6 protein-coding genes are annotated in these 12,393 nt (G+C 33.1%); all 6 read left to right on the forward strand.

The window, feature by feature from the left end; all coding sequences use genetic code 11:
* The first annotated feature begins 240 nt into the window (after positions 1-240).
* The 6 genes from BN6556_RS10150 (at position 241) to BN6556_RS10175 (ending at position 12,392) form a co-directional block, all read left to right on the forward strand.
* On the forward strand, positions 241-2,217 hold the full coding sequence (locus BN6556_RS10150) for an acyltransferase family protein (protein ID WP_066190597.1): 1,977 nt from the start codon (positions 241-243) through the stop codon (positions 2,215-2,217).
* A gap of 290 nt (positions 2,218-2,507) precedes the next feature.
* The gene (locus BN6556_RS10155) at positions 2,508-4,013 is read left to right on the forward strand and encodes a glycosyltransferase (protein WP_066190599.1); all 1,506 of its coding nucleotides are present in this window, start codon (positions 2,508-2,510) and stop codon (positions 4,011-4,013) included.
* Positions 4,014-4,402: 389 nt separating this feature from the next.
* Complete coding sequence (locus BN6556_RS10160; protein WP_066190602.1) at positions 4,403-6,154, forward strand: IS1634 family transposase; 1,752 nt, start codon at positions 4,403-4,405, stop codon at positions 6,152-6,154.
* A 754-nt stretch (positions 6,155-6,908) separates the two neighbouring features.
* Positions 6,909-9,185, forward strand: a complete 2,277-nt coding sequence (locus BN6556_RS10165; protein ID WP_066190607.1) for a helix-turn-helix domain-containing protein — start codon at positions 6,909-6,911, stop codon at positions 9,183-9,185.
* A gap of 493 nt (positions 9,186-9,678) precedes the next feature.
* Positions 9,679-11,286 carry a type 2 periplasmic-binding domain-containing protein gene (locus BN6556_RS10170; protein ID WP_066190610.1) on the forward strand — a complete coding sequence of 536 codons (1,608 nt, stop codon included), beginning with the start codon at positions 9,679-9,681 and terminating at the stop codon, positions 11,284-11,286.
* Between the two features lie 152 nt (positions 11,287-11,438).
* On the forward strand, positions 11,439-12,392 hold the full coding sequence (locus BN6556_RS10175; RefSeq protein WP_066190615.1) for an ABC transporter permease: 954 nt from the start codon (positions 11,439-11,441) through the stop codon (positions 12,390-12,392).
* Position 12,393 lies beyond the last annotated feature (1 nt).

A 12,393-nucleotide genomic window follows, 5' to 3' on the forward strand; every position in this document is an offset into this window, starting at 1 on the left:
AAATCAATTAAATTTAATTTAATCAGTAAATGGTAATCAACTAAACTTTAGACTTATTATTTTTAAACTTCATATATAAAAATTCCTAGAATTTTGTTATACTAGTTTTGTTTTATATCTTCCATGTTCATAAGAATAAGTACATAGGGAAAGATAGGTGTTAGTATGAAATAATAGGAAGTATACTTTATCTGTTTTTAATTACCATAAAAGAAATGAAAACTAGGAGATTGTTAAACAATGAATGATAAAATGATTTCAATAGAGAAAGTGTTTCGACCAGAAATTGAAGGTTTAAGAGTGATTGCAGCACTTTTAGTGGCAATTTACCATATATGGTTTGGTCGAGTATCTGGGGGAGTGGATGTATTTTTTGTGGTATCTGGTTTTCTTATTACTACATCCATTATTTCAACAATAAACCGTACAGGTGATTTCAAATTCATTCCATATATCACTAAATTATTAAAAAGGTTACTACCGTCTGTATTTACTATATTGGCCGTAGTGATTATTTTGTCTTTATTTTGGTTACCATCATCTATCTTTGATAAGACGTTGAAGGAAATAGTAGCTTCTATGTTTTATTATCAAAATTGGCAATTAGCTTTTTCTAACACAGATTATTTGGATGCTAACCAAATGAAAACGCCAGTTGAACATTTTTGGGCGATGTCAATCCAAGGTCAATTTTATATTATATGGTTTTTGATTTTCGCTTTGGTTGTTTTCTTTGTGAAAAAATATCAAATCACAAGGGTAAAAAGTTTATTAAACATACTACTTAGTATTTTATTTATAGGCTCATTACTATTTTCCATTTATTTAACGGCGGTAAATCAACCTTTTGCATATTTCATCACGTTTACAAGGGTTTGGGAATTCGCATTAGGTGGATTATTGTGTATTAATCTATCAAAAATAAAAGTGAATAATTTCCTTTCAATTATCTTCGGATGGCTAGGATTAGTTGGACTTATTCTAACGGGTCTTATTTTTGATGTTTCAACATCCTTTCCGGGTTATATTGCATTGTGGCCGATGTTATGTGCTGTAATGATTATAGTATCTGGAACAAAGAATACCAAGTTTGGTGTCAAAAGATTTCTAGGATCGCCAATTATGATTAAGTTAGGAGGTTTATCCTTTGGCTTATACTTATGGCATTGGGTGATTTTATCGTTCTATAATTACAATGTTTCGGAACCACCAAGCTTATTTATGGGTGTACTTATCATAGTAATTTCTATAATGTTATCATTTATCATGACAAATTACGTTGAATCTCCTATAAGAAGCACAAAAAGTTTGAAAATATCCTTCAAAAAATTGGGTTTTATGGCATTTGTTAATCTGGTTTTAATAATTGGTTTATTTTCTACCAACGCTTTTAGCAGTTATATGCAAGCAAAAGATATTACAGAAGCTGATCATCCTGGAGCTATGGTAAAAGAAGAGAATATCGTTCTTAATGATGCTAACCCTATCCCTTCTTTGGGAGAGGCATTTGACGACTTGCCGATTTCTCATTTAGATAATAGTAATCAAGGTTTAAAAGAAACTGCGGTTAAAGTAGGTGTTTATGGAAAAACAGAGAATTATGAGCAGACGATTGCTGTCGTAGGAAGCTCTCATTCTGAACACTGGTTAGGTGCGGTCATTGCAGGAGTGGAAAACACCAATTATAGAGTGTTATCTATAACCAGATCAGGAACTAGATTTTCTACTGGATATGAAGATGACGATTTAAAAGGACAGTGGGTTAGTAAAGCGACAGAGTACATCAAAAACCATGATATTGATCTGGTAATTTCCCATGTTACTGCAGCTGACACAGAGAACACAAGAATTCAACAAAGTATGGTAGACAAATTGAATGAAATCTATAATTCGGGAATAAAAATATTGGCGTTAAGGGATAATCCGCGTTATGATTTTAATGTTTTAGAGACATTAGATTTAGAAGGGGAGATAAATACAATATCTTCAATGAACAGTATGAATCCTCAAAAGGATGAAGCTTTTTGGCAGCAATTCAATGAAACCAATGATTCTTTTTATAAGTTAGATTTAACTAATTATTTTCAAGTAGACGGTGAGTATAGACCTATCATAGGAAATGTTGTGGTTTATCGTGATAATAAACACATGACTAATACATTTTCTGAATCATTTGGACCTATTTTTAGCGAAGAGTTCGAAAAAATATTTGAATAATATTTCCATAAGTGTCAAGTAACCTGTATGTAGCGTTTGAACAAGGTTATCTGACGCTTATGTTTTTATTCACAGTATAATAATCATGATCTCCCCTATATTGGTAATTTTTTTAAATGGTGCTATTAATACTTTGTACTTGTATTTAAAAGTTGTATAATATAAATACGATTTATTATACAGTGTCTACAGTAACATAAATATCTAGTATTTATTATGATACAAAAAAGTTCAATAAGGAAATAGAAAAGTAAATCAGAATATAGCTTGTTGAAGGAGTGAACTCATAAATGAAGAAAAAAACGGTTGTGTTTGTATTTAATTCTTTAGGTGTAGTACGAGGTGGATTAAGTAATGCAGTGTTAAAAAGAGCTAATACTTTAGTTAAATATAACATTGATGTAATTATTCTTACACTATCATTTCAGCCTGAATTCGTAGGAGTTGTGAATAAATTATATGAACGAGGAAATTTAGATAAGAAGATAAAGGTATTGAATTTTTTTAATGACATCCTTGGAGAAGGAGGGGGGAAAAGAAAAAAGGAAGATGTAATAAATGAAAAAGGTTTCTATGTCTTTAAAGGCGGAAATCCAGATATTAATGGGTATAGGTATTACAAAGATGGTTTTTATGTGAAGTACAAACAATATGATAAATCAGGGAATTTAATGTTTGTTGATTATATGAATGAAGCTAGGCATCGTTATCAAAGGGACGAATACAATAAAAAAGGGGAAATGATACGTTCTCGTCACATGGATCAAAACAATAATCTTCCACGACTAGATAGATATTTTAATTCCGATGGAGAGTGTGCAATTACAATTTGGGTAGATGGCAAAGGCAATGCGAAAAGAGTTATTTCTTTCGATAAAAAAAATCAAGGAGAATATGCTCAATTAGAGGGACTATATAATTTATGGATTAAAGAAATACTTTCTGGTGTGTCTTCGCCTGTTGTCATATCTGATTCAAGAAATACAGATTCGCTAGTTGCAGGCTTGAAATCTGATAATATAAAAAAAGTTGCAGTATTACATAATAATCATTTCAAGAGTCCTTTTGATAATACTGCAGAGATTAATAAATTATGGAATCCATTTTTTGATAATATCAATGAATTTGATCGTATAGTGTTTTTAACAGAAGAACAGAAAGAAGATGTTGAGCGACAATATGGACCATTAAAAGCATCAACAGTAATTCCTCATGCAGTTCCACATATTGAGAAAAGTCAATTAGAAAAAGACGTAAAAAGAAATCCATATTTAGTAGTCACGTTAGCTAGATATAAAAAGCAAAAAAGGCTTGATGAAGCAATTGAAGCATTTAGTTATGTAGTTGAGGAATTACCAGATGCCCAATACCACATTTACGGTTTTGGAGACTTACAAGAAGATTTAGAGACCTTGATTCAAAAGCTGAACTTAACCAATAATGTGAAACTAATAGGTTTTACAAGCGATCCTATTAAAACTTATAGATCTGCAGCATGTTCTATTTTAACTTCAGACTTTGAGGGTTTTGGCTTAGTATTAACAGAAAGTTTAGCAGCAGGAACACCAGTTATTTCTTATGATATCAAGTATGGACCGAAAGATATCGTTAGAAATGAAGTGGATGGTTATTTAGTTCCCAAGGGTAACAAAAAAGAATTGGCAGAAAAAATAATTACGCTAATGACGAATAACCAATTGCGAGAAGAATTCTCAAATAATGCTCTAGAAGTAACTGAACGATTTAGCATTGATAAATATGAAGAACAATGGTTGGATTTGATAGACAAAATATAATCAAAAGATACTATGCAGTATCGAATCAAATCAATAACATAAATCAGAAACTAAAGGTCTAAAACTATTAATTAAAGATTGATAATAGCAATTCTATAAGATAATATGTTCTTATAGAATTGCGTTTTCTGTCCCTAACAAGAACAATAGATTGCTATCGGTATTTCAATCTTGGAAGCAAGTCAATTTTTTATGTTAAAGTAATTTCCCAAGTTTGGCGACATTTTTTTCCAAACGTTGATGTATCAAGTTTCCAAGAGAATGCCAACCTAAAGTGTAGTCCCTTAAAATAAGTTGTTAATTCATTTAATATACTTTATTAATATTGATTATATAACGATTTTATAGTATAATATAAGTAGTCCCGTAATAACGAAAGGATGACTACGTTGTTCTTAAAAAAATCAACTACTACTATTAACGGTAAAAAATATAATCATTATAAAATCGTGGAGTCTTTTAGGGAAGACAATAAGGTGAAACACCGTATCCTATTTAACGTTGGCAGGTTAACCGATGAACAGGCAGAACAATTGAAGCTCGCCATACAAGTTAAAAGTAATCCATCTATCGTTGTTGCGAAAGAAAAGGATATTGCGGTAACGAAAAACATTGATTATTTGAATGTCATGACCTTATACCATTTATGGAAACAATGGAATTTGGATCAGTTCTTCTCTGATGATCGATGGGTACAAGCTTTGGTTACTAATCGTTGCCTTGATCCATGCAGTGAAATCAAGTTATCTGCCTGGACAAAAAAGACCGTCCTTCCTGCCATCATTCCTGCCTTACAAAAATATGATGAGTACGATGTTTATCGAGAACTTGACCGCTTAGCCAGACAGGAAGATGATTTACAGGTGTTTTTATTGGAACAATTAAAGCGCCGAAATCGGATTGGTTCAGAAGCTTTTTTTTACGACATCACATCTTCCTATTTGGAAGGGAGTCGCTGTATTATTTCCAACTATGGATATTCACGTGATCATCGACCAGATCGTGAACAAATTGTCATTGCACTCATGGTCACACCTGAAGGATACCCCTTTTATTGGCGTGTTTTGGAAGGCAACACGCAGGATATTACAACGGTAGAGGATTTGATTAAAGATGTACGTCAACGATTTGGCATTAGTAAGTGTACCCTTGTTTTTGACCGTGGCATGGTTTCCGCAAATAATTTACATGCGATTAAACAAGAAAACCTTGCCTATGTCTCGGCAATGGATAAAGACGAAATTCGCAATACGTTACTTGACACCGTTATGCCAGAGGCTGCCACCATGGAAGACTGGGAACAGGTCGTTGCCATGAGAGAATTTGTTCCTTGGGATGAAAATCAATTTTTATTTTATCGCCCTGTTATGCAAAATGGAAAACGTTACATCATCACATTTGATGTTGGGAGATTTATCGAACAAACAAAGCAGCGCAAACGTCATATGGCACATATCGAAAAAGTCATTCAGGAAATGAATGATGAATTGTTAAACGCAAAGAAGTCCAGGCGAGTAGAAACCATTGAAAAGAAGATTTCTCAACTTCTTTCTCGTAAAGGATTCAAGAAAAAGGCAAAAATAACGATAGAGCCTCTTTCGCTTACTGTGGACACGCCAAAAGGAAAAAAACGTACGGTGAAAAGTTTTCATATTCATCTGGATTGGTTGAATGAAGCAATCAAAGATGCAGCACGTATGGATGGTTTATCTTGCTTCATCACAAATATGAAGATAGAAGACTTAGGTGATCGGGAAGCAATGGAGTTGTATCGTCGAAAAAACAAAGTGGAAGAGGCCTTTCATGAAATAAAGTCCCATCTACAATTGCGCCCCATGCACGTGACACGCACTGGACGAGTAAAAGCGCATGTGACGATATGTATGCTGGCGAATTTTCTGATGAATGACATGGAACAATTACTGCGCAAAGCCAACCATAAGACATCTCCCAAAGATGTTCTTGAAGAATTGGAAGCATGCAGAGTCCATCAAATTGAAATCGCAACAACAAAGAAAATGCTTAAGCTACAAAAAGTTTCCGATCAACAAATGGAATGGCTGCAGGTATTACAATGTGATGAAATTATACAAGAAAAATATAAAAAAGGGGTTATTAAAAAAGTAGAAAGCTGGTTGTAGTACCTAAAATAATTTTTCGAGATACTACAACCCTTGATATGGCTGTAACTGGTAAATTTTGTCGCCAAACTTGGGTAATTTATAAAAAAGGTGGGAACTTCATAAAACGCAATCGATCAGAAAATACTCACCAGTTGAATCGAGCCAATCATTTTAGAATAATCAAAAGAACTTCGATGGGATACACGTACTTTATTTTTCATAGATAGTATTTGAGGGTAACTAATTCCTTTAGGCTTATTCCGTCAAAAGTGGAGAAAAGTCTTTTTGTATTTTATTTAACAACAGTATTCAGCTATCATTAGGAAAATTGTCTTCATTACTTGAAAACGCTTTCCTTTTGTTTGTGAAATCTTCCGTAACAGCTAATCACAAGTGAGGTAGATGAACAATCTTGATTGGAGTGAGTAACATAGTGAGTAGAGTCCTTTTTCTATGCAATGTTATCCAGATGTATGAAGAGAATACTAAACAATAAATTCAGCCCTATTTATGGACACAAGAATTCAGCTTCACCATTTGATCAAACCTAACTACTATAGAAAACATCCATTTTTTAAGTTATTTCTATAATGTACTGATGAATAAGATTTATTGTTTATGAAGTGTAATATAATGGTGAATGCAGGTTTGATAAGCAATTATCTTATGTTTTATTCATGAAAGTCGAGATGAAGTAATATAAATATTAGCACCATCTTTTATTTTTTAGTCAATATGTAGAATGATAATCTAGAAGAAAAGGGGGATTGAATTGAAGTATTTGAATAAAGAAAAGTCACTATTGCTTTATAAATATTTATTATCCTATTTCATTATATTTTTAATACCGTACATTACAATAAGTATAATTTTCTATCAAGTTTCTGTTCAAAATCTCCGTCATGAGATTATCAGTTCCAATATAGATAAAATTGAACAAGTAATTGATATAACTGATTCTCGAATGGAGGAGTTAAGAGATATTGCCACAAGGATATCATTAGATCACCATTTGACACCATATATGCTGAATCAACCTTATAATAGTAAGGAGGCGATTGAAAAACTAATTTCTTATAAGGTAAGTAGTGCCATTGTTGATGAATTATATTTATATTATCATGATGAGGAACAAATATATTCCCCTAGAGGGACAAGCGGTATGACTACTTTTATTGAGAATACCTATAGACTTACGGACGCTGAAGAAATTAAATTAAGAACACAAATGGAAGCGATTTCAAGTCCGGTAGTACAGTCCATAGATATAGAGACAGATAAAGAAGATCAGCAACAAGTTATTTCTTATTTGTATCCTGTTCCGGTTAACAGTACGGCTAGTTATGGTACGGTAGCCTTTTTCATAAAGGAAATCGCATTTAAAAAATTAATACAAAATGCACTAGGAGAATTTAAGGGTAACATGTATATATTCAATGATAAAAAGGATTTGTTAACATCTCATAATAATGGGGAAAAGTTAGATCCAAAGTACCTAAATCGGTTTAATTTAGAAGAGAAAGGAGTTGTGGATAAAAAGCTAGATAATGAAAATTATTCTTTAGTGACAGTTCACTCAGACTCAAGTGGTTGGACTTTTGTGAGCGCTATGCCAACAGACCAATTTTACGAGCGAATGACTTCACTGAAAACGTCTATTATTCTTACTTTAATCTTAATTGCTTTAATAGGCATGTTTGCTGCGATATTCATGGCCCTGCGACAATATCGACCAATTAAAAATATAGCTCAATCGCTTAACACGAGAAAAATTGAACATTCAATTAAAACGAAGAACAAGGATGAGCTGGATAAAATTCGGGAATCAATCGAAACAATGTATCAAAATAGTAGAGAAATGCATAAAAAAATACAGGTGCAACAGCCGTTTTTAAGAGATCAGTTGTTAACACTTCTATTAAAAGAGAATACTGGTAATCATGAAGAGATGAAACGATTATTAACAGATCTAGATATTTCATTTAAAGGAGATTACTACTTCATAGTGATGATTTCATTTCATGACAAAATAGTCGAGAATGAGACCATCGAAGAAAGAGAACGATTATTAGATCTCCTCATGAAGATGTCAGATCAATACTGTATAGGTTATGGTGTGGAGTTGGTCCATGAGAATGGAGTTGCTTTAATTACAAGTATTAAAGGTAAGTATACTGATTTGGAAAAACGACAGCAAAATTTCGTTAAGGAATTGGGGAAACAACTAGAAGACTATTGTCATACATTCCCATCAGTAGGAGTAGGGAAAATATATGAAGGGACAAATGGGATCAATCGATCATTTATTGAGGCTAATGCAGCTCTAGAATACATTCCTTTGAATAATCGAAATATTGTTTACTTTGGGAAAATATCCGAATCTAAGGAAGACCATAATTGGTATTCCTTAGATGATCAAGCTAAATTTAGTCATAGTTTAAAACAAGGGAATAAAGCTGTAGCCAAAGAAACATTAGCAGTCATTATGAAAAATTTTAAAGAACAAGATATTTCTATTTATATGCTTCGAGCGATTTGTTTTGACTTGATTAATATTATTCTCAAAAATATGGTGAATTTAGGATTATCGCATAAAACGGATGATGTAAAAGCACTCGTTGAGTTTAATTCATTAGAAGATCTGGAGAAAAAAATCAATTTTATGATTGTTTATATTTGTGAAGTAGTTGATTTAAGAAAAGAAAGTCATAATAATTATTTACGTGATCATATTCTAAACTTTATTAATGAGAACTATAAAAAACATGATTTGAGTCTTGAGTACACAGCAGAACATTTTCAGATTTCTACTTCACACTTAAGTCGTTTTATAAAAGAACATACGGGTACAACGTTTACTCAATACTTATGGGAACTGCGAAATGAAGAATGCAAACGCCAGTTAGTTGCAACCAACCAGGCAATCAAAGAGATTGTATTGGATATTGGTTACGTTGATGTAGCTAATTTCACCAGGAAATTCAAAAAAGTAGAAGGGGTGACACCAGGGCAATACAGAAAAGACTATAAATTTAAAAATGCTTTGTAGTCTCATATAAAGATCATTTGTATGAAATAAATGGTTGGTTATCTTCTAAAATGCAGATGCGTAATTTTGGGGTTATGATGGTATTCAAAAGTTGTAGAAAAAACGAAAACAAAAATTCTAACGTAAGAATCTTTTCTTCACTAAACCAAAACTTACTTAAGGTGTTATTTCAATTTAAAAACCAGGCAGAAATTGCCTGGTTTTTTTTACGAACTTTTAACAAATATGAATCATTCAGCATATTAACTTAAATAATTACAGCGAGAGAGGCTATGCAAATCATTAGCTACAACTAGTCGGTTATGAAATTGTAAGCTATGTCAAATACCCACTATCATACTTTACATATCAGAATCACAATCTACATATTTAAAAAAATACGGCTTGCCTGCTATATTCAAAGATAAGTCAGATAACGAGAGGAGGGATTAACTCAATTTAACAGCGCTTTCAGAGATCGTGTTTAAAAATTACAAGGAGGGTTTAAATCAAGATGGGACGATATTATTTGATTTTGTTGATGATTTTACCAATGTTATTATTAGCCGCCTGTAGTAACGACAGTGAAGATACGGCAGCAGATTTAGAAGAAAATCTTGAAAATGTAAACAAGGAAGGATTTCCAATTGTAGATGAACCAATCACTATTGATTTTATGACTCGCAAACCGCCCACCACAGAGAATGATTATAATGAAGTTCTTATATGGGATGAATATGAAGAAATGACAAATGTAACGATTGATTGGGGATTAGTTCCAACTGAAGGATTTGGAGAGAAAAGTAATCTTGGGCTGGCAGGTGGAGATTATCCAGAAGCTTTCTATACAGCAAAGTTCTCTGATGTTGACATCATGAAGTATGGAGATCAAGGGGTATTTCTTGAATTAAATGATTTAATTGATGAGTACATGCCAAATGTGAAAGCGCTTTTTGAAGAATATCCTGAAATAGAAAAGGCTTTAACAAATGCGGATGGAAAAATTTACTCACTTCCAACTGTTTATTCACCTGACTTCTTATCTATGACAAGTAATATTAAGCCTTGGATTAGAGAAGATTGGCTTGAAGCGTTAGATATGGATATGCCTGAAACGACAGATGAATTTTATGAATATCTGAAAGCAGTAAAAGAAGATGATCCGAATGGGAATGGTCAAGCAGATGAAATCCCTTATGGCAATACTTCAGTAGATGGTCTTATCGGCTGGTTTAAGGGTGCATATAACATCGGTAATAAAGGAAGAAAACATGGATATATTGACCTTGATCCAGAAACAGAGGAACTTCGTTTTTACCGTACAGCTGATGGTTATAAAGAAATGCTTCAGTATATAAATAAACTATACACGGAAGGTTTATTAAACGAAAATATCTTTACATTAGAAACAAACGAATATCATGAACAGGGTTCACAAGGACTATACGGTAGTACTGTCACAACAAGCCCTGAAACACGCTTCGGCACGGATAATTTTACTGGAATGCCACAAATAGAAGGACCTGATGGCTATAAGGATTGGGTGTATGTTACTGCTCCAGTAGTGCATAAAGCAGCATTTGTAATGACGGATAAAAATGAAAACCCAGCAGCCACAGCTCGTTGGATTGATTATTTTTATGGTGATGAAGGTGCTACTATGCTCTTTATGGGAGTTGAGGGAGAAACGTATGAAGTGACAGAAGAAGGAGATAAGGAATATGTGGAAGAAATCACAAACAACCCTGATGGTCTAACCTTTGAGCAAGCATTAAGACCATATATTACTTGGTTAGGTGGCGGATACCCAGGATTAGTTCAGTCAGATTACTTTAAAGGGGCAGAAAATTCTCCTGAATCCATTGAGGCGACAGAATTAATCGAGCCTGACATAATTGATGAAATTTGGCCAGACTTCCCATATACCGTGGAAGAAAATCAACGGTTATCAGCATTAAAAGCCGACATTGAGAAATATGTAGTAGAAATGCAGGATAAATTTATTGCGGGTGAAGAATCTTTTGATAACTGGGACAATTATGTAGAAACACTAGAAAATATGGGGTTAGATGAGTATATGGAAATACAGCAGGCTGCATATGAGAGATATTTAGAAAACTAGAATTCACCATCTTTTAATTGATTATAAGTAAGAGAGGTTGAGACAAAATCGGAAGCAAAAGGAAAATTTCAATGTTTCAACCTCTCTTATGCAAAATTTAAATTCAGCTAAATGATTTAGACGATTATTGTAGTGAGATTGGAGGTTGTTTTATGGCGTCAAAGGAAGGAACTATTAATGTAAGGAACACGGATAATAAAAAACTTCATTCATTTAAGAAGAATTTAATTTCTAATTGGCAGTTATACGTTTTCCTTTTACCTGCGATTATCTATTTTTTTGTACTTCATTATATACCAATGTATGGGGTGCAGATTGCTTTTAAGAATTTTATAGCTAATCAAGGGATACTAGGAAGTCCATGGGTAGGATTTGATCACTTTGAACGATTTTTTAATTCTTATTATTTTTGGAGACTATTAAAGAATACATTGCTTATCAACCTGTACCAATTGGTATTGTTCCCATTACCAATCATATTTGCTCTTATGTTAAATGAAATTAGAAACGGTGTGTTTAAAAAGTGGGCACAAACACTTACCTACGCACCACATTTTATTTCAGTAGTGGTGGTTGTTGGGATGATTGTTGCGTTCTTAGAACCATCTACAGGATTAATCAATCATGCCATTGTAGCTTTGGGCGGTGAACCAATTTCATTTATGACAAGCCCGGATTGGTTTAGGCATGTATACGTTTGGTCAGGAGAATGGCAATCATTGGGCTGGGGAACGATTATATACTTAGCGGCATTAGCAGGAGTAAATCCCGAACTACATGAGGCAGCTAAAGTGGATGGAGCAACAAGGATGCAACGAATATTACACATTAATATTCCGTCCATATTACCAACAGTGGTTATACTGTTTATTTTGAACATAGGGAAATTTATGTCAATAGGTTTCGAAAAAGTATTACTTATGAAAAACTCCTTAAACTCAGAAACATCTGATATTATTCAAACGTTTGTCTATGAAACAGGTTTATTAGAAGGGCAATATAGTTTCGCAGCAGCGATTGGTCTATTTGATTCGGCTATTAATATCTTCTTATTAGTCATGATTAATCAAATTGCACGGAAGACAAGCGAAAACAGTCTATGGTAAG

Origin of the sequence: Gracilibacillus timonensis (assembly GCF_900086715.1) — a bacterium.
Classification (GTDB): domain Bacteria; phylum Bacillota; class Bacilli; order Bacillales; family Amphibacillaceae; genus Gracilibacillus; species Gracilibacillus timonensis.